Annotated in this window: 20 protein-coding genes; 10 read left to right on the plus strand and 10 right to left on the minus strand. The window is 70.4% G+C overall.

The window, feature by feature from the left end; all coding sequences use genetic code 11:
- Positions 1-27: 27 nt before the first annotated feature.
- Positions 28-795, minus strand: coding sequence for an IclR family transcriptional regulator (locus tag ACWDUM_RS05590; RefSeq protein WP_450133180.1), 768 nt, complete (start codon positions 793-795; stop codon positions 28-30).
- Between the two features lie 59 nt (positions 796-854).
- Here ACWDUM_RS05590 and ACWDUM_RS05595 point away from each other — a divergent pair, with 59 nt between their 5' ends.
- Genes ACWDUM_RS05595 through ACWDUM_RS05610 form a run of 4 tightly spaced genes read left to right on the plus strand, consistent with a single transcriptional unit; the run spans position 855 to position 4802 of the window.
- Entirely contained in the window at positions 855-1991 is a 1137-nt protein-coding gene (locus tag ACWDUM_RS05595) for a cupin domain-containing protein (RefSeq protein ID WP_450133181.1), read from the plus strand.
- Positions 1988-2824: a fumarylacetoacetate hydrolase family protein gene (locus tag ACWDUM_RS05600; protein WP_450133182.1), complete on the plus strand. Its 837-nt coding sequence runs from the start codon at positions 1988-1990 to the stop codon at positions 2822-2824. The genes ACWDUM_RS05595 and ACWDUM_RS05600 overlap by 4 nt, the downstream gene beginning before the upstream one ends.
- Positions 2821-3531: a maleylpyruvate isomerase family mycothiol-dependent enzyme gene (locus tag ACWDUM_RS05605; protein WP_450133183.1), complete on the plus strand. Its 711-nt coding sequence runs from the start codon at positions 2821-2823 to the stop codon at positions 3529-3531. The genes ACWDUM_RS05600 and ACWDUM_RS05605 overlap by 4 nt, the downstream gene beginning before the upstream one ends.
- Positions 3532-3542: 11 nt before the next feature.
- Entirely contained in the window at positions 3543-4802 is a 1260-nt protein-coding gene (locus ACWDUM_RS05610; RefSeq protein ID WP_450133184.1) for an FAD-dependent monooxygenase, read from the plus strand.
- Positions 4803-4884: 82 nt separating this feature from the next.
- Here the strand turns inward: ACWDUM_RS05610 and ACWDUM_RS05615 are convergent, their stop codons facing one another.
- The 6 genes from ACWDUM_RS05615 to ACWDUM_RS05640 form a co-directional block, all read right to left on the minus strand.
- Positions 4885-6054 carry a lipid-transfer protein gene (locus ACWDUM_RS05615; RefSeq protein ID WP_450133185.1) on the minus strand — a complete coding sequence of 390 codons (1170 nt, stop codon included), beginning with the start codon at positions 6052-6054 and terminating at the stop codon, positions 4885-4887.
- Complete coding sequence (locus tag ACWDUM_RS05620; RefSeq protein WP_450133186.1) at positions 6051-6461, minus strand: MaoC family dehydratase; 411 nt, start codon at positions 6459-6461, stop codon at positions 6051-6053. Before ACWDUM_RS05620 ends, ACWDUM_RS05615 begins: the two co-directional genes overlap by 4 nt.
- Complete coding sequence (locus ACWDUM_RS05625) at positions 6461-7465, minus strand: bifunctional MaoC family dehydratase N-terminal/OB-fold nucleic acid binding domain-containing protein (protein ID WP_450133187.1); 1005 nt, start codon at positions 7463-7465, stop codon at positions 6461-6463. Before ACWDUM_RS05625 ends, ACWDUM_RS05620 begins: the two co-directional genes overlap by 1 nt.
- Positions 7462-8628, minus strand: a complete 1167-nt coding sequence (locus ACWDUM_RS05630) for an acyl-CoA dehydrogenase family protein (protein WP_450133188.1) — start codon at positions 8626-8628, stop codon at positions 7462-7464. Before ACWDUM_RS05630 ends, ACWDUM_RS05625 begins: the two co-directional genes overlap by 4 nt.
- Entirely contained in the window at positions 8613-9722 is a 1110-nt protein-coding gene (locus ACWDUM_RS05635) for an acyl-CoA dehydrogenase family protein (protein ID WP_450112304.1), read from the minus strand. Before ACWDUM_RS05635 ends, ACWDUM_RS05630 begins: the two co-directional genes overlap by 16 nt.
- Positions 9723-9832: 110 nt before the next feature.
- Complete coding sequence (locus tag ACWDUM_RS05640; protein ID WP_450133189.1) at positions 9833-12010, minus strand: acyl-CoA dehydrogenase; 2178 nt, start codon at positions 12008-12010, stop codon at positions 9833-9835.
- Between the two features lie 127 nt (positions 12011-12137).
- On the opposite strand from ACWDUM_RS05640, the gene kstR reads away from it, so the two are divergent.
- Positions 12138-12794 (plus strand): cholesterol catabolism transcriptional regulator KstR, encoded by a 657-nt coding sequence (gene kstR / locus ACWDUM_RS05645; RefSeq protein ID WP_450112306.1) that lies wholly within the window; start codon positions 12138-12140, stop codon positions 12792-12794.
- 14 nt (positions 12795-12808) lie between these two features.
- The gene (otsB, locus tag ACWDUM_RS05650; RefSeq protein ID WP_450133190.1) at positions 12809-15349 is read left to right on the plus strand and encodes a trehalose-phosphatase; all 2541 of its coding nucleotides are present in this window, start codon (positions 12809-12811) and stop codon (positions 15347-15349) included.
- 67 nt (positions 15350-15416) lie between these two features.
- On the opposite strand, the gene ACWDUM_RS05655 is transcribed toward otsB, so the two are convergent.
- Positions 15417-15788 (minus strand): nuclear transport factor 2 family protein, encoded by a 372-nt coding sequence (locus ACWDUM_RS05655; protein WP_450112308.1) that lies wholly within the window; start codon positions 15786-15788, stop codon positions 15417-15419.
- 120 nt (positions 15789-15908) lie between these two features.
- Positions 15909-17018 (minus strand): LacI family DNA-binding transcriptional regulator, encoded by a 1110-nt coding sequence (locus ACWDUM_RS05660; protein ID WP_450112309.1) that lies wholly within the window; start codon positions 17016-17018, stop codon positions 15909-15911.
- An 85-nt stretch (positions 17019-17103) separates the two neighbouring features.
- Between ACWDUM_RS05660 and ACWDUM_RS05665 the strand changes: the two genes are divergently transcribed.
- The 4 genes from ACWDUM_RS05665 to ACWDUM_RS05680 are packed head-to-tail and all read left to right on the plus strand — an operon-like array spanning position 17104 to position 23593.
- Complete coding sequence (locus tag ACWDUM_RS05665) at positions 17104-18186, plus strand: metal ABC transporter solute-binding protein, Zn/Mn family (RefSeq protein WP_450133191.1); 1083 nt, start codon at positions 17104-17106, stop codon at positions 18184-18186.
- Entirely contained in the window at positions 18183-19016 is an 834-nt protein-coding gene (locus ACWDUM_RS05670) for a metal ABC transporter ATP-binding protein (RefSeq protein WP_450133192.1), read from the plus strand. The genes ACWDUM_RS05665 and ACWDUM_RS05670 overlap by 4 nt, the downstream gene beginning before the upstream one ends.
- A gap of 13 nt (positions 19017-19029) precedes the next feature.
- On the plus strand, positions 19030-19917 hold the full coding sequence (locus ACWDUM_RS05675; RefSeq protein WP_450133193.1) for a metal ABC transporter permease: 888 nt from the start codon (positions 19030-19032) through the stop codon (positions 19915-19917).
- Between the two features lie 49 nt (positions 19918-19966).
- Positions 19967-23593: a hydantoinase B/oxoprolinase family protein gene (locus ACWDUM_RS05680; protein WP_450133194.1), complete on the plus strand. Its 3627-nt coding sequence runs from the start codon at positions 19967-19969 to the stop codon at positions 23591-23593.
- Here ACWDUM_RS05680 and ACWDUM_RS05685 read toward each other — a convergent pair.
- The gene (locus ACWDUM_RS05685) at positions 23578-24993 is read right to left on the minus strand and encodes an MFS transporter (protein ID WP_450133195.1); all 1416 of its coding nucleotides are present in this window, start codon (positions 24991-24993) and stop codon (positions 23578-23580) included. The two genes, ACWDUM_RS05680 and ACWDUM_RS05685, sit on opposite strands and share 16 nt — an antisense overlap.
- Positions 24994-25052 lie beyond the last annotated feature (59 nt).

Raw genomic sequence — 25052 nt, forward strand, 5'->3', positions numbered from 1 at the left:
CACCTCGTTCATGGTTCCGGGCGTGACTCAGCGGGCCAGGTCGGCCTCGATGCCGTCCGCGGCCATGCGCAGGGTGGCCACGAGCGCCGGCAGCCGCTGACGGTCGTAGCGGACCGAGGGCATCGAGACCGACAGTCCGGCAACGACTTTCCCGGAGGCATCGCGCACCGGCACGCCGACCGCGACCACTCCGCGTTCGGAGCGCCCCTGGTTGACCGCGAAGCCCTGCCTGCGGATTCGGGTCAGTTCGGCCCTCAGCCGGGCCAGGTCCGGCGAGTCCCCCTCGCCCTCGTCGTACCGTGCGACACCCACCTCGCCCAGTTCCCCTGGATCGAGGTCGGCCAGCAGCAGCAGTCCACCCGAGGTGCGGTGCGCGGGAAAGACCATGCCCTCTCGCGAACCCACCCGCAACGCCTGCGCGGACTCCACCGAGGCGATGAACCGGACCTCCGCACCGGTGCGGATGGTCAGGTTGGCCGACTCCCCCAACGCCTGCACCAGGCGTTCCATGTGCGGCAGGGCCGCCGATCGCAGGAGGGAGGTGGCCGAACGGGAGTGCTCGGCCAACTCCAGGACCGGCCCGGCGCCGTACTGCCGTCCGGGCCGTTGCACCGCGAAGTCCCGGAAGACGAGCATCTGCAGCAGCCGGTGCGCGGTGGACCGGGCGACCCCGAGCCGCTCGGCCGCCTCCGCGACGGTCAGGTCCCCCTCCAACTGCAGGATCGTCGCCAACCGCAGGGCGTGGTCCACGCTCGCGATCGCGTAGGCGGGCGGGGTCTTCTGCGGGTTCTGCATAGAATTCTGTATAGCAGAATCAATTATTCTGTGATGAGAAACAGCCTCACCCTGGAGGCATGACTTCGACCGACAACCCCGTCCGGCTCCGGGCCGTCGAGGCCCCGGGCCAGCCGGAGGTGACCCCGGCGCTCGAGGAGCTCTACCGCGGCTTCGAGTCCGAACTGCTGGTGCCGCTGTGGACCGAGATCGGCGACCTGATGCCCGCCCACCCACGCTCGCGTGCCGTGCCGCACCTGTGGAAGTGGGAGAACCTGGTCCGGCTCGCCGAGCGGGCAGGCGAGATCGTCCCGGTCGGTCGGGGCGGCGAGCGACGCGCGATCGCGCTGGCCAATCCGTCCCTCGGCGGACGCCCCTTCGCCACCCCCACCCTGTGGGCGGCCATCCAGTACCTCATGCCGGGCGAGGACGCCCCCGAGCACCGGCACACCCAGCACGCGTTCCGCTTCGTCGTCGAGGGCTCCGGGGTGTGGACGGTCGTCGGCGGGGACGCCGTCCCGATGAACCGCGGCGACTTCCTGCCGCAGGCGGGCTGGAACTGGCACGCGCACCACAACGCCACCGACAGGCCGATGGCCTGGATCGACGGACTCGACATCCCGTTCCAGTACCTGACGGAGGGACAGTTCTTCGAGTTCGGCCGCGACGAGATCACCGACGCGGAGCGGATCACCCCCGAGCGGTCCCGCTCCGAACGGCTGTGGGGTCACCCCGGGCTGCGCCCGCTGAGTGCGACCCCGGTCGCACCGGGCACCCCACTGCTGTCCTACAAGTGGGAGCACACCGACCGTGCGCTCACCGACCAGCTGGCGATCGAGGCCGAGGGCCACGGCGGCACCGTCGAACCCGGCCACGCCGCGGTCCGCTACACCAATCCGCACACCGGAGGCGACGTCCTGCCGACGATGCGCACCGAGTTCCACCGCGTCGTGCGGGGCGCCGAGACCGCCCCGGTGCGGGAAACCGGGTCGAGCGTCTACCAGGTCTTCGACGGCTCGGGCACGGTCACCGTCGGCGACAACAGCTGGACCGTCACCCGCGGCGACCTGTTCGTCGTACCGTCCTGGACCGCCTTCTCGGTCCGATCCGAAGCCGGCGGCACCGACTCCGATTCCGGCGCCCTCGACCTGTTCCGCTTCGGCGACGCCCCCGTCTTCGAAGCACTCGCGCTCAACCGAATGGAGATTTCCCGATGAGGCTCAGCACAATTCGCACCGGCGGCTCGACCCGCGCAGTCAAGCTCGAGGGCGACCTGCTTGTCGATCTGGGCGATGCCGATCTGGGTGTCTTCCTGGCCCGCGACGACTGGCGGGAACGGGCCGCCGCTACCTCTGCCGAAGGTGCCGCCACCTACCCGCTCGAGGGCGCCGACTTCGCGCCGGTGGTCCCGCAGCCGTCGAAGGTGGTGTGCGTCGGGCACAACTACACCAACCACATCAAGGAGATGGGCCGCGAGCTGCCCTCCTACCCGACGCTGTTCCCGAAGTTCGCCGACACGCTGATCGGCGCCAACGACGACGTCGTCAAGCCCGCCGAGACCGACGCCCTCGACTGGGAGGTCGAGCTCGTCGTCGTCATCGGCAAGCAGGTCCGCCGGGCGAACGACGCCGAGGCCGAGGCCGCGATCGCGGGTTTCACCGTGATGAACGACATCTCGGTGCGCGACTGGCAGTTCCGCACGATCGAATGGACCCAGGGCAAGATCTGGGACTCCTCGACCCCGGTCGGCCCGTTCCTGGTCACACCCGACGAGGTCGGCGGCGTCCGCCCGGCCCTCGAGGTCACCACGACGGTCGACGGCCAGGTCATGCAGCGCGACAACACCGGAACACTGCTGTTCGACCCGGTCACCCTGGTCAAGTACGTCTCGACCGTCATCCGGCTCAACCCGGGTGACCTGATCGCGACCGGCACTCCCGCCGGCGTCGGGCACGCCCGCGACCCGAAGGTGTACCTGCTCGGCGGCGAGACCGTCGTGACCTCCGTCGAGGGGCTCGGTGCGTGCACCAACAAGGTGATCAAGGAATGACCCGCGCGTTCGCCGACACCCGCCGCTGGATGCAGCAGGGCACCGCGCTGTACCTCGCCGGCGTCGCGGGCCTCGACGAGGCCGGTCTGGCCGCGCCGTCCGGGCTGCCGGGTTGGAGCCGCCGCCACCTCGTCGCCCACGTCGCCGCGAACGCCGAGGCCCTCGGCAACCTCGTGCACTGGGCCGAGAGCGGGATCACCACCCCGATGTATGCCTCCCCCGACGCCCGCGCGCAGGGGATCGAGGAGGGTGCCCGGCGACCGGCGGCCGAACTGCTGTCCTGGGCACCGGCCTCGGCGGAGAAGCTAGAGGCGGAGATGGACCGGCTCACCGACGAGCAGTGGAGCCGGCCGATCGTCACCGCCCAGGGGCGCACCGTCCCGGCCACCGAGATCCCGTGGCTGCGCACGCGCGAGGTCTGCGTGCACGCGGTCGATCTCGGCACCGGCACCACGTTCGCCGACCTGCCGGCCGACTTCCTGGCTGCGCTCGGCGACGACATCGTCGCCAAGCGCAGCGCCGCACCCGCCGTCGCACTGCGGCTCGAGGCGACCGACGCCGACATCGCCTGGGACCTGCCGGGCACCGACGCGGCGGTCACGGTCGCCGCACCCCTGGCCGACCTGATCGCCTACCTCAGCGGCCGCGCCGCCGACCTGTCGACCACCGACGGATCCCCCGCGCCGGCGCTGCCGGCATGGCTGTGAACGGAGACACCATGAACACACCCGACGTCATCGTCGTCGGCGGCGGCATCGGCGGTCTCAGCGCGGCGTTCGCGCTGACCCGGAAGGGCCTGACCGTCCGGGTACTGGAGCGGGCAGCGGCCTTCGGCGAGGTCGGTGCCGGTCTGCAGATCGCACCGAACTGCACCCGCATCCTCGACGAGTACGGGCTGCTCGACGAAGCCAAGAGCCTCGGCGTCGTTCCCGAGGCGATGGTCATGCGCGACGCCGTCGACGCGACGGAGCTGACCCGGCTGGACCTGGTCGACCTCGAAAGGCGTTACGGGTTCCCGTATCTGGTCATCCACCGGAGCGACCTGCACGGAATGTTCCTGCGGGCCTGCGAACGCGCCGGGGTCGAGCTGATCACCGACGCGAAGGCCGTCGCCTACGAGAACACCGCAACCGGAGCGCTCGTCCGCCTCGCGAACGGGGACGTACACGAGGCCGGCCTGGTGATCGCGGCCGACGGCCTGCACTCCGTCGCCCGCAAGCTGCTGGTCGAGGACGAGCCGGTCTCGTCCGCGTACGTCGCGTACCGCGGCACGGTCCCTGTCGCGGACCTGGGCGACCGGCCGGTGGACCTGTCCGAGGTCGTCGTCTACGTCGGCCCCCGGCACCACTTCGTGCACTACGGACTACGGGGCGGCGAAATGCTCAACCAGGTCGCCGTTTTCGAGTCGCCCAAGGCACTGGCCGGAGAGGACGACTGGGGCACCCCCGACGAGCTCGACGCCGCGTTCACCGCGGCCTGCCCGGAGGTCCGCGAGGGCATCCCGTTCATGTGGCGGGACAAGTGGTGGCGGATGTTCGACCGGGACCCGATCTCGAACTGGGTGCACGGCCGGATCGCGCTGCTCGGCGACGCGGCACACCCGCCACTGCAGTACATGGCCCAGGGCGCGATCATGGCCATCGAGGACGGCTGGGTGCTCGCCGAGCACGTCGCCCGGCTGCGGGACACCGACCCCGGTGCCGCGGTCGACTGGGACGCAACCCTGGCCTCGTACAACGCGGTTCGGCCCGAGCACTGCCGCCGCGTGCTCACCACCGCACGCGCGTGGGGTGAGCTGTGGCATCTCGACGGCGTGCCGCGTGAGCAGCGGAACCTGCTGCTGCGGGACCGCGACACGCACGACTACACCTACACCGACTGGATCTACGGGCCCACCGCCCTGTTCCCGGAAGACGAGGCACCGATGTACCCGATCGTGCCCCTCGCCTCGGCGGCCGAGCTGGTTCTGGGCCGCTAGCCGCCGAGAACGAGAAACGGGTGGCTCCCGCACTCCCCACAAGGGACTGCGCCGGGAGCCACCCGTTTTCGATGCTGGAGGGTCAGGCCGTGAGCACCAGGCCCGACGTCGGGACGCCGGTGCCGGCGGTGACGAGCACGTTCTGCACGTCCGGCACCTGGTTGACCGACGTGCCGCGGATCTGGCGCACGCCCTCGGCGATGCCGTTCATGCCGTGGATGTAGCCCTCGCCGAGCTGGCCGCCGTGCGTGTTGAGCGGCAGCCGCCCGCCGAGTTCGATGGCGCCGTCGGCGATGAACTCCTTCGCCTCGCCGCGACCGCAGAACCCGAGCTCCTCGAGCTGCATCAGCACGTACGGGGTGAAGTGGTCGTACAGCACCGCCGTCTGCATGTCCTGCGGCCGCAGCCCCGACTGGGCCCACAACTGGTCGCCCACCAGACCCATTTCCGGCAGACCGCTCAGGCCGTCCCGGTAGTAGCTGGTCATGATGTACTGGTCAGCGCCGCTGCCCTGCGCGGCGGCGGCGATGATCGCCGGCGTGTTCGGCAGATCCTTCGCCCGCTCCGGAGACGTCACCACGATCGCGATGCCGCCGTCGGTCTCCTGACAGCAGTCCAGCAGGTGCAGCGGCTCCGCGATGTACCGCGAGTTCTGGTGGTCCTCGATGGTGATCGGCTTGCCGTAGAAGAACGCGTTCGGGTTGGTCGCCGCGTGCTTGCGGTCGGCGACCGCCACCCGGCCGAAGTCGGCACTGGTCGCCCCGTAGACGTGCATGTAGCGCTGCGCGATCATCGCCACGAACGACGCCGGGGTGCTCAGGCCGTGCGGGTACGAGAAGGCGTTGTCGGTGCCCGACGAGTTCACCTGCTGCACCAGAGCCGAATTGACCTGGCCGAAGCGCATTCCCGACCGCTCGTTGAACGCGCGGTAGGCGACCACGACGTCCGCGACGCCGGTGGCCACGGCCATCGCCGCCTGCTGGATGGTCGCGCAGGCCGCGCCGCCCCCGTAGTGGATGCGGGAGAAGAACTTCAGGTTCGGGATGCCCACCGAACGGGCCACGGCCACTTCGGTGTTGGTGTCCATCGTGAACGACGTCAGCCCGTCCACGTCCGACGGCTTCAGGCCCGCGTCGTCGAGGGCGGCCTGCACCGCTTCCGCGGCCAGACGCAGTTCGCTGCGACCGGAATCCTTGGAGAAGTCGGTGGCGCCGATGCCGACGATCGCGGCCTTGCCGGACAGCTCGCTCACTGGGCTGCTCCATCCATCACGAGGGTGACCGTGGACTTGATGTGGTCACCGAGGCTGTCCTTGCCGACGATGTCGAGGGTGACCAGGCCGTCCTCGACGGAGGCGACCGAGCCGGTCAGGGTCAGGGTGTCGTACGCGTACCACGGCACACCGAGACGCAGCTTGATCGACTTGATCACCGCGCGCGGGCCCGCCCAGTCCGTGACGTACCGCTGCACCAGGCCGGTGTCGGTGAGGATGTTGACGAAGATGTCCTTCGACCCGCGCTGCTGCGCCTTGTCACGGTCGTGGTGGACGTCCTGGAAGTCCCTGGTGGCCAACGCCGTCGACACGATGAACGTCGGGTCGCCATGAATGGACAGGCTCGGCAGGCTCTCCCCCACCGACACGTCGAGGGTGCTGGTCATCACGACTCCTTCACTGGACGCCAGGCGTACAGGGTCCACGGCTGCTGGTCGGTCTCGTCGTCGCCGGGCAGGTCGAGGAACTCCACCTGGACGCGCTGCCCGATGGTCACGTCGGCCGGGTCGATGCCGCGCAACTCACCGAGCATGCGCACGCCCTCGTCGAGTTCGACGAGCGCGACCACGAACGGCAGCGAGCGACCCGGCACCTTCGGCGCGTGGTGCACCACGTGACTGAACACGGTGCCCTGACCGGACGCGACCACGTAGTCGGTCCGCTCGGACTTGTCCTTCCAGATCGCCGGCACCGGCGGGTGCTGCAACGACCCGTCCTGCCGCTGCTGGATCCGCAACTCGTGGGCGGCCACACCCTCCCAGAAGAACTCGGTGTCCCGCGAGACCGACGGACGCAGCATCCGGGTGGGGTCGAGGTCGTCGAGCGGCCCGCCCAGGCTCGAGGTGGCCTCGGTGCGAGCCGGTTCCGCCGCCTCGGTCTTCGCGGGCGGCGCGAACTTCAGGATCCGGAACAGCATCTCGGCGACGACCTCGTCACCGACCTTCCAGTAGTTGCGGGTGGTGAAGAACCAGCCCTCCCCCAAACCGGTCTTCTTCGGTCCCACAACGTCTTCGAGGACCGACTCGATGGTCACTTCCTCACCGGGACGCAGGTAGCGGTGGTAGGTCTGGTCGCAGTTGGTGGCGACCACCGAGGTGTACCCGGCCTCGTCGAGGATCTCGGTCATCCGGCCGAGCGGGTCGTCCTCCTCGCGCACCGCACCGAGACCGCGCATCGTCCACACCTGTGCCATCGCGGGCGGTGCCACGAGGCCGCCGTGACCGGCGGCGATCGCCGCGTCCTCGTCGACGTAGATGGGGTTCTCGTCGCCGATCGCCTCGACCCAGTTGCGGATCATCGGCATGTTGATCGGATCACGGCCCTTGCGCGGCTTGCTGGCGCCGCCGTCCCGAACCCGCTGCGCCGCAGCGAGAATGTCCTGCTCGCTCATCGGCGTGCCACCTTCGGCAGACCCAGACCGGCGGTGGAGATGAGGTCACGCATGACCTCGTTGACGCCGCCGCCGAAGGTGATGGTGAGGTTGCGCTTGGTCTGCGCGTCCAGCCACCTCAGCAGGTGCCCGGTCTCGGGGTCTGCCAGGTCGCCCCAGCGGCCCACGACCTCCTCGGCCAGGCGACCCATACGCTGGATCTGCTCGGTGGCGAACACCTTCGTCGCCGAGGCGTCGGCCATGTCGACGGCGCCCTCCGCCGACGCGACCTGCCAGTTGAGCAGTTCGTTGAGCCGGTAGATCGCGCGGATCTCACCGAGCGCACGCTGCACGTCGGGCTGCGTGACGAGCGGCTGCCCGTCCGGGCCCGGACGCTTCGCCCACTCGCTGATCTGGTCGTACAGCCCGCCGACCCGGCCGGACGGGCCGAGCATGACACGCTCGTGGTTGAGCTGGGTCGTGATCAGCTTCCAGCCCTTGTTCTCCTCCCCGACGAGCATCGAGGCCGGCACGCGCACGTTCTCGTAGTAAGTGGCGTTGACGTGGTGTGCGCCGTCCGCGGTGATGACCGGGGTCGACGAGAAGCCCGGATCCGTGGTGTCGACGATGAGGATCGAGATGCCGCGGTGGCGGTCCTCGGTGGTACCGGTGCGGCAGGCCAGCCAGATGTAATCGGCGGCGTGTCCACCGGTGGTGAAGTACTTCTGGCCGTTGACGATGTAGTGATCACCGTCGCGGACCGCGGTGGTGCGCAGCGACGCCAGGTCGGTGCCCGCCTCGGGTTCGGTGTACCCGATCGCGAAATGCACCTCGCCGGTGAGGATGCCGGGCAGGAACTTCTGCTTCTGCTCCTCGGTGCCGTACACCTGCAGGGTCGGGCCGACGGTCTGCAGCGTCACCGACGGCAGCGGCACGTCCGCGCGGACAGCCTCGTTGGTGAAGATCTGCTGCTCGATCTCACCGAAACCCTTGCCGCCGAACTCCTTCGGCCAGCCGACACCAAGCCAGCCGTCGCGGCCCATGCGGCGGATGACCTCGTGGTAGACCGGGCCGTGCCGGTCGGTGAGCATGATCTCGGCCTCCTCCGGCGAGATCAGGTCGGCGAAATACTTCCGCAGTTCCGCCTGGAGCTTCTTCTGCTCGGGGGTCAGATCGATGAGCATGCTGCCTCCACACCGAGGTCGCGGGCGCCGAGGGCGCCGAGAATGGACAGACGGGACGACGGGCCGCCGACGAGCCGGACGAAGTCCTTGGTCTGCTCGTAGTACAGATGCGCCGGGTAGGTCACGTCGGCGCCGAGACCGCCGTGCATGTGGATGCACTGCTGCATCGCCACCGGCAGCTGCTCGGCCAGCCAGTAGGCGGCCACCGCGGTGTCCTCTGTGGCGTCGAGGCCCTCCGCGAGTCGCCAGCACGCCGACGTCGCGGCCAGCTCCAGCGTGCGAGCGGTGACGTAGGAGTCGGCGAGTTGCTGCGAGACGGCCTGGAATGCGGCAATCGGCTTGCCGAACTGCTCGCGGGTGCTCACGTGCTTGGCGGCCAGGTTGGTCATCCCGGTCCCCAGGCCCGCGGCCTGTGCGGCGACCGCGGCGAGCGCGATCCGGTACAGCTCCTCGACCCGGGCACCCGTGAGCAACGCTCCCGAGTCGATGCGCACGCCGTCGAGCGCCATCGTGTATTCCGGCGCCAGGGACGGGGTGAACGTGCGGGTGAGCGTGACGCCGTCGGCGTCGGGCGCCACGACGGCCACCCCGGCCGACGTCGGCACCAGCACGAAGGCGGCCTGCTCGGCGTACCGCACGCCCACCTTGCGGCCGGTCACGACGTATCCGTCGCCGTCGGCGGTCGCGGTGGTCGCCGGCGTCGCAGGCAGCGGCGCGCCCGGCTCGCTCAGCGCCGCGGTGAGGATCGCGCCGCCGGCCACACCGGCGAGGAACCGCTGCGGGTCACCGCCGAGCGCGAGCAGCGGCAGCACACCGAACCCGAGGGTCTCGAGAACCGGGACCTGCGCCGCGTGCCGGCCGACCTGGCCGAGCAGCACACCGATCTCGGCGATGCCGAGGTCGTCGCCGCCGAGCGCGGACGGCAGCGGCAACGAGAGCACCCCCTCGTCGGCGAGACGCTGCCACAGGGTGGCGTCCCACACGGGGGCGTTGCGATCCATGGCCGCGAGCGTCTCTGCGCTCGCCGCCGTCTGCAGCACGGCAGAGGCCACCTCGGCCACCGCCTGCTGTTCACTGCCAAGAGTGAAGTCCACCTGAGAAACCGTCCTATCGAAATACGTGGAAATCAGTGCACGTGTGACTGCTCAGCATTGAAACACCGGGTTCGCGGCCGAGCCCGCCGCGTTCCCACTCTCCAGTAGTGCTAGCCGCGCGGCAGCCCGAGCAGCTGTTCGGCGGCGACGGTGAGCAGGATCTGCTCGGTGCCTCCGGCGATCGTCAGGCACCGGGTGTTGAGGAACTCCCGGGACAGCGGCCCTTCGACCGCGCCGCCGACGCCCGCGCACTCGAGCGCGTACTCGGCGACCGCCTGCCGGTGCCGCACCCCGACCAGCTTGCGCACGCTCGACGCCGGACCGGGATCCTGGCCGTCGAGCTGACGCAGGGTGGTGCGGTGCTCGAGCAGCGAGCCGACCATCGCGTCACCGACGAGAAAGCCGATCCGGTCCTCGGTGACCGGATCCGTGCCCCCACGGCCTGCGAGCTCGAGGAGCTCCTCCATCGCCTTGCCGAGCGAGGACCCGCCGCTCATCGCGACGCGCTCGTTGGCGAGGGTGGTGCGCGCCAGCCTCCAGCCGCCGTTCACCTGCCCGACCACGCAGTCGTCGGGCACGAAGACACCGTCGAGGAACACCTCGTTGAACAGGGCGTCGCCGGTGATCTCCCGCAGCGGCGAGATCCGGATCCCCGCACTGCGCATGTCGACCAGGAAGTAGGTGATGCCCTTGTGCTTCGGTGCGTCCTTGTCGGTGCGAGCCAGGCAGATCGCCCAATCCGCTTCGCGGGCAAGGGAAGTCCACACCTTCTGGCCGTTGAGGACCCAGCCTCCGTCGACCTTCTCCGCGGTCGTGCGCAGGGAGGCCAGGTCGGAGCCTGCGCCCGGCTCGGAGAACAGCTGGCACCAGACCAGGTCACCGCGCAGGGTCGGCATCGCGAACCGCTCGATCTGCTCGGCGGTGCCGTGCTCGAGGACGGTCGGCACCGCCCACCACCCGATCACCAGGTTCGGGGTCTCGAGCTCCGCGCGGGCGAGCTCCTCACCGATGAGGATCTGTTCGGCCGCCTTCGCGGACTTCCCGTACGGCGCGGGCCAGTGCGGGGCGAGGTAGCCGGACTCGGCGAAGGCGGCGCGACGGTCGGTCTCGGGCAGGGCGACGATCGCCTCGATCTCGGCGCGCACCGAGGCGCGCTGCGCCTCGAGGTCGCCGAGGTCGACGGTGAGGTGTCTGCGCGCACCGGCGCGGGTCAGCTCCGCCACGCGCGCCCGCCACGCGGCGCCGCCGCCGAGCAGCTGCCGCAGGGAGACGACCCGTCGCAGGTAGAAGTGCGCGTCGTGCTCCCACGTGAAGCCGATGCCACCGAGCACCTGGATGCAGTCCTTGGCGGTGTCCACGGCGGCGTCCAGCGCCACGGACGCCGCGACGGCGGCCGCGATCGGCAGCTCGTCACCGGCCTCGGCGGCCACCGCGGCGTCCCACGCGACCGCGCGGATCTGCTCGACGCGGCACAGCATCTCCGCGCACAGATGCTTGATCGCCTGGAACGAGCCGATCGGCTTGCCGAACTGCTCGCGGATCTTCGCGTACTCGACGGCCGTGGTCAGGCACCAGCCCGCGATGCCCGCGGCCTCGGCGGCAGCCAGCGTCGCGGCGAGGTCGCGCACCAGCCCGGGACGCACCTCCGAGAGCACGCGGTCCGACGAGACCCGCACCCCGGCACAGGTCACCGTCGCCAACGGGACGCTCACGTCGACGTTCTGGACGGCTTCGACCGTCAGCCCGGGCGCACCGGCCTCGACCAGGCACCAGACAACATCACCCGAGGCTTCGCCCGAGGTGGTGTCGCCGGCCCGGGTGGCGGGCACCAGCACGCCGATCCCGGGTGCGCCGCCGAGCGCGAACCCGGCCGCCCCGGTCAGCACCACGGTGCCGTCGGCGTCGACGGCAGCGCTCACGTCGCCGTCCAGCACGACACCGACCGGCAGCGCGCCCTCGGCGAGTTCCGGACCCCACTGCTTGGCGGCCGGCTCTCCGCTGCGGCCCACGACGAGTGCGGCGAGCGCGGTCGAGAGCACCGGACCGGCGGCGAGGGACGCGGCGGACTGCTCGAGCATCACCGCGAGGTCGACGACCTCACCGTCGGCGCCACCGACCTCCTCCGCCTGGGCGACCATGAACAGGCCGAGTTCGGCGAGCGCGCCCCAGTGCGTCCGCCACGAGTCGGTCGGACCCTGGCGCAGCGTCTCGACCGGATTCGCCGAACGGGCCCAGGACTGGATCGATTCCTGGACCGCACGCTGCTCGTCTGTCGTGGCAATACTCACAAGCCTGGCCACCCTTTCAGTGCTGACAAAACCCTCTAGAACGTGTTCTAATCTCTTAGTCGGCTCTCAGTCAAGGCCGGAACCGAAGCGCACATAAAACCATTAGACATTTCAAGGAAGCTCGTCGATGACCTCCTCCCCCCGCACCCGCTCCGCCGGCAAGGCCGGAGCGAACGGCGCCGTCTCCACGCTGACGGACGACGACCTCAGCTCGAACGCGCAGCGCGAACGTCGCAAGCGCATTCTCGACGCGACTCTCGCGCTCGCGTCGAAGGGCGGATACGAGGCCGTGCAGATGCGGGCGGTCGCCGAGCGCGCCGACGTCGCGGTCGGCACCCTGTACCGGTACTTCCCGTCGAAGGTGCACCTGCTGGTCTCGGCGCTGGGCCGCGAATTCGAGAAGATCGACTCCCGCAAGAAGATGCCGCCCGGCGACAGCCCGATCGAGCGGATGCACCTGATCCTCGGCCAGATCACCCGGGCGATGCAGCGCGACCCGCTGCTCACCGAAGCGATGACCCGCGCCTTCATGTTCGCCGACGCGTCCGCCGCGGCCGAGGTGGACCAGGTCGGCCGGCTGATGGACTCGCTGTTCGCCCGCGCGATCAGCGACGGCACGCCGACCGAGGAGCAGCTTCAGATCGCCCGCGTCATCTCCGACGTGTGGCTGTCGAACCTGGTCGCGTGGCTGACGCGACGCTCGTCGGCCACCGATGTCGCCAACCGTCTGGAACTGACCGTCGAACTGTTGCTCGGTGGGTACAAGCTCAAGCACAGTTCGTAAGTAGACTTTGCGCGGTGAGTGCGCAGGATCTACCAGTCGAGCTCCGACGGCGTCTCGTCTCCATCGCGAGGACGCCGCGACTTCTCGTGACCTCCGACTACGACGGCACCATGGCGCCGATCGTGTCGGATCCGGCGAAGGCGTTCCCCCATCCGGACGCGGTCCGCGCCCTGCGCGCACTCGCGATCCTGCCGGGGACCACGTCCGCCGTCGTATCCGGACGCGCGCTGCGCGATCTGGCGGTGCTCTCCCGGTTGCCGGTCGAGGTGCAACTCGTCGGCAGCCACGGCTCCGAGTTCGACGTGGGGTTCGTGCACGAGATCAGCGACGACGCCCGCCGCCTCCTCCGCGAACTCACCGCCGAGTTGCAGGGCATCGCCGCCGAGAGCCCCGGGGTCGCAGTCGAAGTGAAACCGGCCAGTGCCGCGCTGCACGTGCGCAACGCGAGCCCCGCGGTCGGCGAGGCCGCGCTCACCCGGGTCCGCCAGGGCGCTGCCAAGTGGAACGGTGTCCAGGTCACCGAGGGCAAGGCCGTCATCGAACTGGCGGTCATCACGACCGACAAGGGTGAGGCCCTCGACATCCTCCGGCACCGGGAGGGCGCCTCCGCGACGGTGTTCTTCGGCGACGACGTCACCGACGAGAAGGCGTTCGCGCGCCTGCAGGGACCGGACGTGGGGGTGAAGGTCGGCGAGGGCGACACGCTCGCCGAGTTCCGGATCGACCGCACCGAGGACGTGGGCGCGGCGTTGGCCTTCCTGCTCGAGGAACGCCGCACCTGGCTGAACGGTGAGAGCGCGCCGCCGATCGAACGGCTCACGATGCTCGCCAGTCCGCGCACCGTCGCGCTGCTCACCCCGGAAGCCGGAGTGACCTGGCTGTGTCACCCCGAACCGGACTCGGCGGCGGTGTTCGCGCACCTGCTCGGCGGGGTCGGGGCCGGACACTTCACCGTCGAGCCGTACCGGGCCGGACTGCCGCTGAGCCAGAGCTACGTCGACGGCACCATGACGGTGGAGACGCGCTGGGCGAGCCTGCAGGTCACCGACTACCTGCCGCACGACGTCCCGGCCGGACGGACCGAGCTGACCCGGGTGATCACCGGCCGGGCGAAGGCCGTGGTGACGTTCGCACCGCGTCCTGAGTTCGGCCAGGTGCAGGTGCACCTGGAGCCGGAGGAGAACGGCCTGCGGGTGTACGGCATCAACGATCCGCTCGTGCTGCGCTCGCCGGGCGTCGAATGGGAGATCGTCAGCGACGGCGTCCAGCAGACCGCGCACGCGGTCGTCGACCCCTCGAACGGGCCGATCGTTCTCGAACTACGTTGCGGCACCACAGATCTGAGCCCGTCACCCGTACCGGAACCGGACCGCCGCGCGCAGGCGGAGTCGTACTGGCGGGACTGGGCGGACGATCTGGAACTGCCGTCCCGCAAGCGTGGACTGATGAAGCGGTCGGCGCTGACACTGCGCGGGCTCGTGCACACCGACTCCGGTGCGATCCTCGCCGCGGCCACCACCTCGCTCCCGGAGGAACTCGGCGGCGTCCGCAACTGGGACTACCGCTACTGCTGGCTACGGGACGCGTCGATGACCGCGTCCGCCCTGGTGACACTCGGCTCGCTCGGCGAGGCCGAGGGGCTCCTCGAGTGGGTGCACCGGGTCCTCGAGAGCATCCCCGGCCCCGAACGACTGCACCCGCTCTACACGATCCACGGCACCAATCTGCCACCCGAGGCCGTGATCGACTCGCTGCCCGGATACGGGGGCTCGCGCCCCGTCCGCGTCGGCAACGCCGCGAACTCGCAGGTCCAGTTGGACGTGTTCGGACCGATCGTGGAGCTGATCGCGGACCTGGCACAGGCCCGCGAGAAGAAGGGGATCGCCGAACCGCTGACCGACCGGGACTGGGACCTCGTGCTGGCGATGGTGTCCGCCGTGCAGCGCCGGTGGGCCGAGCCCGACAACGGCATCTGGGAGATCCGCGGAAACCCGCGCCACCACGTGTACTCGAAGGTCATGTGCTGGGTGACGGTCGACCGCGCACTGAAGCTGGCCACGGACTTCGGCCGCTCCGCGGGAGTGGACTGGGAGGCGTTGCGGCACGAGATCGCCGACGAGGTCACGGATCGCGGCTGGAGCGACCGCGCGAACTCGTACACCGCCGCCTACGACGGCACCGACCTCGACGCGGCCACCCTGCACATCGGCCTGTCCGGCCTGATCGACCCGTCCGACCCGAGGTTCGCGGCCACTGTCATCGCGACCGAGGCCGAACTGCGCAGCGGGTCGACCGTGTACCGGTACCACCACGACGACGGCCTGCCGGGCGGCGAGGGGGGCTTCCACCTGTGCGCGGCCTGGCTCGTCGAGGCGTACCTGCTGATCGGGCAGCGAGCCGACGCGGAGGCGCTGTTCGCGCAGCTGGTCGCCGCGGCGGGGCCCACCGGGCTGCTCGCCGAGGAGTACGACCCGGTCGCCGAACGCTCCCTGGGCAACCACCCGCAGGCGTACAGCCACATCGGGCTGCTTCGCTGCGCCCAGCTGCTGAGCTAGCGCCTGCGGCGCCTGTGAGTACTTGTGGTGGCCCTGGCAACCACAAGTACTCACAGGCGCGAAGCGCCTACGAGACGGTCATGTCCTCCGGCGCCCAGTAGGCGCGCAGTTCGACGATCTCGCCGGCGTCGTTGAAGCGGAAGGTGTCGATCGGAGCGGACGTGTAGGTGGTCCCGCCCGCCTTCGACACCACACTGAAGTGGGCCACTGCTTCGCCGCCCGCGACCCGGACGGCGAGCAGTTCGGCGGTGTTCTCCATCGCGGCACCACGATCGAAGAACTCCACGAGCGCGGCGCGACCCACCTTCGGCTCGCTGCCGACGGGATCCTCGACGACGGCGTCGTCCGCGAACAGGGCGGCCCGCTCGGTACCCGAACCTTCCGCGATCAGACGCACGTAGCTCTCCACGACTGAGCGCAGTTCCTCCGGTGTGGCCATGTCGAATCTCCCTTGCGATGAAACGATTTCGGTGCGGCTCGATGACCCGCGGGTCCACGCTAGGGGGACCCGCGGGTCATCGACCGCACCATTCCGCTCATCGGGACGATGCGAGTGCGGCTACTCCGCCGGACCGCGTTCCCACCGCCGGGGCGGGGCCGCGGTGCGACCGCGCACCAGCTCGGTATCGAGTATCTCGACGGTCGCGACCCCGGAATGCGAGTCCCGCAGCAGCATCGCGCCCGCTCGGCGCCCCTTCTCCTCCGCCGGCTGCCGGACGGTGGTCAGCCCGACCCGCGACGCATCGGGCACGCCGTCGAAACCGGTGATGGACAACTCTGCGGGCACGTCGATGCCGCGCCACCGCGCGAACTCGAGCGCACCGAGCGCCAACACATCGGTCGTGCACAGCAGCGCGGTGATGCGCGGGTTGAGCACCAGTGCCCGTTCGGCCGCCGCGTGCCCGGCACCGACCGTGTGCTCGGCGCTCTCGAAGACCGTGAGCGACAACGGATCCAGACCCGCGTCGGCCAACGCGTCCTGCACCCCGGCGATACGTTCGCGCTGAACGTGGAAATTCGGTGACAGGAGCCGCTCGGCATCGGCGCGACCGTTGCGCGCATCGTGACCGAGCCGCATGCACAGCACCCCGATCTCGGTGTGACCCAACGAGATCAGGTGATCGGCGAGCTCACGCATCGCGCCGCGGTCGTCGATGCCGACCAGGGCCGCCCCTGCGATCCGGCGGGGCTGGTCGCACACGACCACGGGCAGGTGCCGCTCGAGCACCGCGGCGAGGTGCGGATCGTCGTCGGCGACGGAGTAGACGACGAACCCGTCGACCCCCGCCTGCTGCACCACCGCCGCGGCGTCGACCTCGTCACGCCCGGGGCCGGCGGGAATCAGCATCAGCCCCTGCCCGGCCTCCTCGCAGGATTCGCTCAACCCCGCCAGGAAGCTCATCGCCGCGGGGTCCCGGAACGAGTAGCTGAGCGCCTCGGTCAGCAGCAGGCCCACGGCGCCCGCCTTGCGGGTGCGCAGCGACCGGGCCACCGGATCGGGGCCGGGGTAGCCGCGACGTTTGGCCGCCTCGAGCACGCGGGCACGCAATTCGGCGGAAAGCTGATCGGGGCGGTTGTAGGCGTTCGACACCGTGGTACGGGAGACCTTGAGCTCCGCCGCAAGGGAGGCCAGGGTCGCCTGACGATGCGGATGACGAGAGCGGGGCATAACGGGACGGTACGCGCTCACCGGGTGACCGAGAGCACGGCCCCGCCAATGTACAACGGAAACGGTTTCCATTAATATTTTCGGCATGCCCTTCTCATCACTGCCGTTCCGCCGCGCCCGCGTCCACCTCCGTGGACGGACCGGCCGCGCGACGGCCGCGGCACTGGGACTGGCAACCGCCGCCACGCTGGGCCTGAGCGCCTGCGGCACCGCCACCTCCGACACCGGTCACGACGGCCGGATCAGGGTCGTCGCGTCGACCAACGTGTGGGGCTCGGTCGCCGCCGCCGTCGCCGGTGATCACGCGGACGTCACCTCGATCGTCACCGAACCGTCCGCCGATCCGCACTCCTACGAGGCCAGCCCCCGCGACGCCGCCGCCGTGACCGATGCGGACCTGGTCGTCTACAACGGCGGCGGTTACGACGAGTTCATCGAGGACATCCTCGGCAGCGGCCCCGACAAGCCGACGGTCAACGCCTTCGAACTGTTCGGCGCGGATACCGACCTGCACGCCGGGCACGACCACGACACCGCGGGCGAAGCCGCGCATGACACCGCGGGCGAAGCCGCGCATGACACCGCCGCCGAAGCCGGGCACTCGCACAGTCACGACAACGGCGGGGTCAACGAGCACGTCTGGTACGACATCCCCACCGTCGACACCGTCGCCCACACGATCGCGGCCGAGCTCGGCGCGCTCGACCCGGCGAACGCCGCCGCGTACACCGCGAACGCCGAGACGTTCCACGGGAAACTGCACGGCATCACCGACGCCACCGCAGAGATCGCCGCGAAGCACCCGCAGACCGCGATCGCGCAGACCGAGCCGACCGCGTACTACCTGCTCGCCGCCGCCGACCTGCACGATCAGACGCCCGCCGACTTCACCCGGGCCGTCGAAGAGGGCAACGACCCGCCGCCGGCCGCGATCGCCGCGACCCGCGACCTGCTGACCGGCAAGAAGGTGGCCGTCCTCGTCTACAACAGCCAGACCGAGGACAAGGTGACCCGCGACATCCGGTCCACCGCGGAGACCGCGGGACTCCCGGTCGTCGAGGTCACCGAGACCCTGCCCGACGGTCTCGACTACGTGCAGTGGCAGACCGAGACGGCGGAGCGGCTCGCCGAGGCACTGGACGCCGCCGCCACCGGACCCGCCGCGTGACGGCCGCGGTCGCGCTGAAGGGCGCCGAACTGTCGTACGGCAGGCGCACCCTGTGGTCGGGGCTGGACCTGGACGTCGAACCAGGCGAGTTCGTCGCCGTCCTCGGCCCCAACGGGTCCGGCAAGACGTCACTGCTCAAGATGCTGCTCGGCCAGGTGCCGCTGACCGCGGGCACCGCGCGCATCGCAGGCAGTCCCGTCCGCGTCGGCAACCCGAACGTCGGGTACGTCCCGCAGCAGAAGACGATGGACGAGGGACTGCCGCTGCGCGGTCGCGACCTCGTCGGCCTCGGTGTCGACGGGCACCGCTGGGGCACCGGCCTGCGTGGCCGCAACGCCCGGAAGGCGATCGTCGACGCCGCGATCGCCGAGGTCGGCGCGCAGGCGTACGCGAACGCCCCGGTCGGCTCGCTGTCCGGGGGCGAGCAGCAGCGGCTGCGGGTGGCACAGGCCCTGGTCGGTGATCCGAAGGTGCTGCTGTGCGACGAGCCACTGCTCAGCCTGGACCTGGCGAACCAGCACCGCGTCTCCGACCTGATCAACCAGCGCCGGCGCCGGCACGACACCGCGGTCCTGTTCGTCACCCACGAGATCAACCCGATCCTGCCGCTCGTCGACCGCGTCCTCTACCTCGTCGACGGCCGGTTCCGGATCGGCACCGCCGCCGAGGTGATGACCTCCGAGGTGCTCTCCGAGCTGTACCGCACCGAGGTCGAGGTGCTGCACGTGCGCGGCCGCCTCGTCGTCGTCGGGACCGGCGACGCGATCGACGCCCTCGGCGGCGCCGGTGAACTGAGCACCGACTGCGCACACCACGAGGACCACGAATGAACGAGAACCTCGCATGAACGACAAACTCACCGGGGCGCTGTCGAGCATGCTCGACTGGCGGACGACCATCGACCTGCTGCAGTACGACTTCGTCCAGCAGGCGTTGCTCGCCGCCGCGATCCTCGGCCTGCTGGCCGGCGCGATCGGCCCGCTGATCATCAGCAGGCAGATGTCCTTCGCCGTGCACGGCACCAGCGAACTGTCACTGACCGGCGCGTCCGCCGCCCTGCTCGCCGGGATCAGCGTCGGGGTCGGCGCCATCGTCGGTTCGGTGATCGCCGCCGTGTTGTTCGCGCTGTTGGGAAGCAAGGCGCGCGAACGCGATTCGGTGATCGGCGTGATCATGTCGTTCGGTCTCGGCCTGTCGGTGCTGTTCATGTGGCTCTACCCGGGCCGCACCGGCACCAGCTTCTCCCTGCTCGTCGGGCAGATCGTCGGTGTCGGCAACAGCGGACTGCAGTTGCTGCTCGTGTTCGCGGTGATCGTGCTCGCCGTGCTCGTCGTCGTGTACCGGCCGCTGTTGTTCGCGAGCACCGACCCCGAGGTGGCGCGCGCCCGCGGGGTGCCGATCCGCGGACTGTCGCTGGTGTTCGCCGTGCTCGTCGGCGTCGCCGCCGCGCTCGGTGTGCAGATCGTCGGCGCCCTGCTGGTGCTGTCGCTGCTCATCACCCCCGCCGCGGCGGCCGCGCGCGTCACCTCCAGCCCGCTCAAGACCACGCTGCTGGCGATCCTGTTCGCCGAGCTAGCGTCGGTCGGCGGGATCCTGCTCTCGCTCGCCCCCGGTGTGCCGGTGTCGACGTTCGTCACCACCATCTCGTTCGTGATCTACCTGGTGTGCCGGGCGATCGGATCGCGGCGCCGCGCGAACTCGGGAAGGGTCGCGGTCGCGGCCGGGCACTGAGCCGAACGCACCCTAGGATTGACCTCCGATCGTTCGCGATGGGAGAACCGTGACTGGTAAGCGTTGGGAATTCTGGGTTGATCGTGGTGGCACGTTCACCGACATCGTCGGCCGCCGACCCGACGGCACCCTGGTCACTCACAAGCTGCTGTCGGAGAACCCGGCCCGGTACGCCGACGCAGCCGTCGCCGGCATCCGCGCGCTGCTCGGGTCGAGCACCGACCCGATACGGCCCGAGGCTTCGCCCGGAGAGGTCGCCGTCACCGCCGACCGGGTCGAGCAGGTCCGGATGGGCACCACGGTGGCCACCAACGCACTGCTCGAGCGCACCGGGGCGCGCACGGCCCTCGTCATCACCAAGGGGTTCGGTGACGCGTTGCGGATCGGATACCAGAACCGGCCGCGCATCTTCGACCGGCAGATCGAGCTGCCGGAGCTGTTGTACGAGCGCGTGATCGAGGTCGACGAGCGCGTCACGGCCGACGGAACCGTCCTGCGCACACCGGATCTCGACCGACTGGCCAACGAGCTCCGGCAGGCCCGCGCAGACGGCATCGGTGCGGTGGCCGTGGTGTGCATGCACAGCCATCTGTATCCCGAGCACGAGGCGGCGATCGGTGAGCTCGCCGATCGCATCGGGTTCCCCCAGATCTCGCTGTCCAGCGTGGCCAGCCCGCTGATGAAGCTGGTGCCGCGCGGGGACACCGCGGTGGTCGACGCCTACCTCTCGCCGGTGCTGCGCCGCTACGTCGATCTGGTGACCGGTCAGCTGCCGGGCGTGCGGCTGATGTTCATGCAGTCCAACGGTGGCCTCGCCGAGGCGGGCCACTTCCGCGGCAAGGACGCGATCCTCTCGGGCCCGGCCGGCGGCATCGTCGGCATGGTGCGCATGTCCCAGATGGCCGGCTTCGACAAGGTGATCGGCTTCGACATGGGCGGCACCTCGACCGACGTGTCGCACTTCGCCGGCGAGTACGAGCGCGTGTTCGACACCCAGGTTGCCGGGGTCCGGCTACGGGCACCGATGCTGGACATCCACACCGTCGCCGCAGGCGGCGGCTCGATCCTGCACTTCGACGGCAGCCGGTACCGCGTCGGCCCGGACTCGGCCGGCGCCGATCCCGGTCCCGCCTGCTACCGGGGTGGCGGACCACTCACCGTCACCGACGCCAACGTGATGCTCGGCCGCATCCAGCCCGACCACTTCCCCCTGGTGTTCGGGCCGGGCGGCGACCAGCCCCTGGACAGCGCCGTCGTGCGCAGCCGCTTCACCGAGCTGGCAGCCGACATCCGCGCACGGACCGCGGACGACCGCTCACCCGAACAGGTGGCCGAGGGCTTCCTGCGCATCGCGGTGGCGAACATGGCCAACGCGGTCAAGCACATCTCGGTGCAGAAGGGGCACGACGTCACCGAGTACGCGCTGACCACGTTCGGCGGTGCCGGCGGCCAGCACGCATGCGCGGTCGCCGACTCGCTGGGCATCCACACCGTGCTGGTCCCGCCGATGGCCGGCGTCCTCTCGGCGCTGGGCATGGGCCTGGCCGACACCACGGTCATGCGGGAGCAGTCGGTGGTCGCGGCTCTGGGACCGGACACCATGCCCCGGATCCTCTCCGTCGCCGAGGCGCTGGAGTCGGCGGCCGTCACCGAACTCGGAGACGAGGGGGTCCCCGCGGACCGGATCCGGCTGACCCGGCGCGCGCACCTGCGCTACGACGGCACGGACACCACGGTGTCCATCGACCTGACCGATCCCGAGACCATGACCGCCGAGTTCGAGGGCGTGCACCTGCGCACCTATTCGTTCCTGATGGATCGCCCGCTCATCGTCGACGCTGTGGCCGTCGAGGCGACCGGGCTCACCCACCATCCGGACCTGACCGGTGTCGCGGCGGCGCCCGACGACGCGCCCGGCGAGGCCCCCGACACCGTCCGGATGTACCACGACGGCGCCTGGCACGACGCGCCGCTGTACGAGCGCGCACGCATGCGGCCCGGGGATGCGGTGACCGGACCGGCGATCCTCGCCGAGGCCAACTCCACCACCGTGGTGGACCCGGGCTGGCGCGGCACGCTCACCGCGGCCGGGCACCTGCTGCTCGAACGGGTGACCGCTCGCGGCGAGGCCGCGATCGGCACGCAGGCCGACCCGGTGATGCTCGAGATCTTCAACAACCTGTTCATGTCGATCGCAGAGCAGATGGGCGCGGCCCTGGAGTCGACGGCGCAGTCCGTGAACATCAAGGAACGACTCGACTTCTCGTGCGCGCTGTTCGATCCGGACGGGAACCTGATCGCCAACGCCCCCCACATCCCGGTGCACCTCGGTTCGATGGGCAGCAGCGTCAAGGAGGTCATCGCACGCCGGCGGAACGACATGCGGCGTGGTGACGTCTACGCCGTCAACGACCCGTACCACGGCGGCACCCACCTCCCCGACATCACAGTCATCACACCGGTTTTCGATGAGCCGGGCGCACAGATCCTGTTCTACGTCGCCTCCCGCGGGCACCACGCCGAGATCGGCGGGATCACCCCGGGGTCGATGCCGGCCACCAGCCGGGAGATCGACGAGGAGGGGGTACTGTTCGACAACTGGCTGCTCGCCCGCGACGGCCGCATCCGCGAAGCCGAGACCCTCGACCTGCTGACCGGCGCGCGGTACCCATCCAGGAATCCCGAAACCAACCTCGCCGACCTTCGCGCCCAGATCGCCGCGAACACAAAGGGAGTCGATGAGGTCGCGAAGATGATCGACCACTTCGGACTCGACGTGGTCGAGGCGTACATGCGGCACGTGCAGGACAACGCCGAGGAGGCGGTGCGCCGGGTCGTCGACACCCTCACCGAGGGCTCCTACCGGTACGAGACCGACTCCGGCGCGGTGATCGCGGTGCGGGTGAGCGTGGACCGGCAGAGCCGCTCGGCGACAATCGATTTCACCGGAACGTCGCCACAGCTCGAATCGAACTTCAACGCGCCGTCGTCGGTCGCGACGGCCGCTGTGCTCTACGTGTTCCGCACCCTCGTCGCCGACGACATCCCGCTCAACGACGGCTGTCTGCGGCCCCTGCACCTCGTCATCCCCGAGGGGTCGATGCTGGCGCCGAGCCATCCGGCCGCCGTCGTCGCCGGCAACGTGGAGACGTCGCAGGCCGTGACCGGCGCGCTGTACGGGGCGCTCGGCGTGCAGGCCGAGGGGTCCGGGACGATGAACAACGTCACCTTCGGCAACGACCGGCACCAGTACTACGAGACGCTCGGCTCCGGGTCCGGTGCAGGCGACGGGTTCGACGGGTCGTCGGTGGTGCAGACCCACATGACCAACTCCCGCTTGACCGACCCCGAGGTGCTCGAGTGGCGACTCCCGGTGCTCCTGGAGGACTTCGCGATTCGGCGCCGCAGCGGCGGCGAGGGGCGCTGGCGCGGCGGCGACGGCGCGGTCCGCAGGCTCCGGTTCCTGGAGCCGATGCTGGTTAGCACGCTGTCGGGACACCGCCGGGTGCCGCCGTACGGCATGGCCGGCGGCTCCCCCGGCGGCCTGGGCAGCAACCGGGTCGAACGCGGGGACGGGTCGGTGGTACGGATGGCAGCCTGTGACTCGGTGGAGGTGCAACCGGGCGACGTCCTGGTCGTCGAGACGCCGGGCGGCGGCGGTTACGGCACCCCGTAGCAGCCGGGTCGGGCTCGCGGTCGGGTCGCCCGCATCGCCGTCAGCACACCGAGCACGGCGATCGCGGCGAACACCCCGTACAGCAGTCGCGCCGACCCGGTCGTCGACGTCCCCAGATTCACCAGCACGCCGGCGATCGCGGACCCGACCGCGTTCGACACCAGCTGCACGGTGTTGATCGCCGACGCGGCCCGCGCGCCCTGCACCGGGTCCTCGGAACTGGCCATGGCGAAGGCGGCGAGGTGCGGCCATGCGGCACCGATTCCGGCCCCCACGACCGCCAACGCGACCGCCCACAACCAGATCACCGACCCGGGGGCGTCGGAGCGCTGTAACATCGCCAACGCCGCGAACCCGGCGATCACGGCCGCGCCACCCGCCACCACGACCGCCCGCACGGTCCGGGCCCGGTGCGCGCCCGCGCTCGCCACCTCGCCGAGTGTCCAGCCGATCGCGAGCGCCGCGCCGAGAAACCCGGCCATGAGCGGTGCGAGCCCACCGAGCCGCTGCCCGAACAGTGGCACGAACGTCTCCGCCGTCGACGCGACCGCGAGGAGTCCGATCGTCAGGTACGTCCACTTCAGGGTGCCGCCGCGGGCGAAGGTCACCGACGGCAGCACGCTGCCGCCCCGGGCGCGTTCGTATCCGACGAACACCGCCAGCAGCACCAGCGCGGCCGCGACGCCCACCGCGGTCCCGGTACCCGAGCCCGCGACACCGGCCACGCTCATCACCAGCGCGGCAGCCGAGAGCAGCACCATCGACACCACCGGCACGGTCTCGCCGGTCGACTCGGGTCGGCCGCCGACGATGTAACGGGGCACCAGGGCCGCGATGCCGACGCCGAGCACGGCGAGCGCGACGAACGCCAGCCGCCACGAACCGAACTGCGCGAACGCACCCCCGACGGTGGGTCCGACGAAAGTGCCCACACCCCACATCGCGGACACCAGGGCGGAGGCCCGCGTCCACAGGCCGGACGGCAGCACCGACCGGATCAACGCGTATCCGAGCCCACTGATCAGTCCGCCGCCCGCGCCCTGCAACGCACGCCCCGCGAGCAACACCCACATCTCGGGGGCGAGCGCGCACACCACCGTGCCCGCGGTGAACGCGGCAATCGCGACCAGGTAGGCAGCCCGAGGCCCGACGAGCGCCAGCAGCCGACTGACCAGTACCGCGGACGCCACCGACGCCACGAGGAAGATCGTCGTGGCCCACGCGAAGAACCTGTCACCGCCGATGTCCTCGACGGCGGACGGCAGCAGGCTGGCCGTCAGATAGATGTTCGTGGCGTACAGCGCGACCCCACCGGCCAGCACCACCATCGACCCGAGATGAGCGGGCCCCAGCAGATCTCGCCAACCCCGGGGTCCGGCCTCCGTGTCGATCACATGCACGACATCAACCGTAGAACCTCGAGTCCGGTCGAGGTCAAACCCGCCCCGCCGCCCCCAGG

The sequence above is a fragment of the Rhodococcus sp. NPDC003322 genome (genome assembly GCF_053589555.1).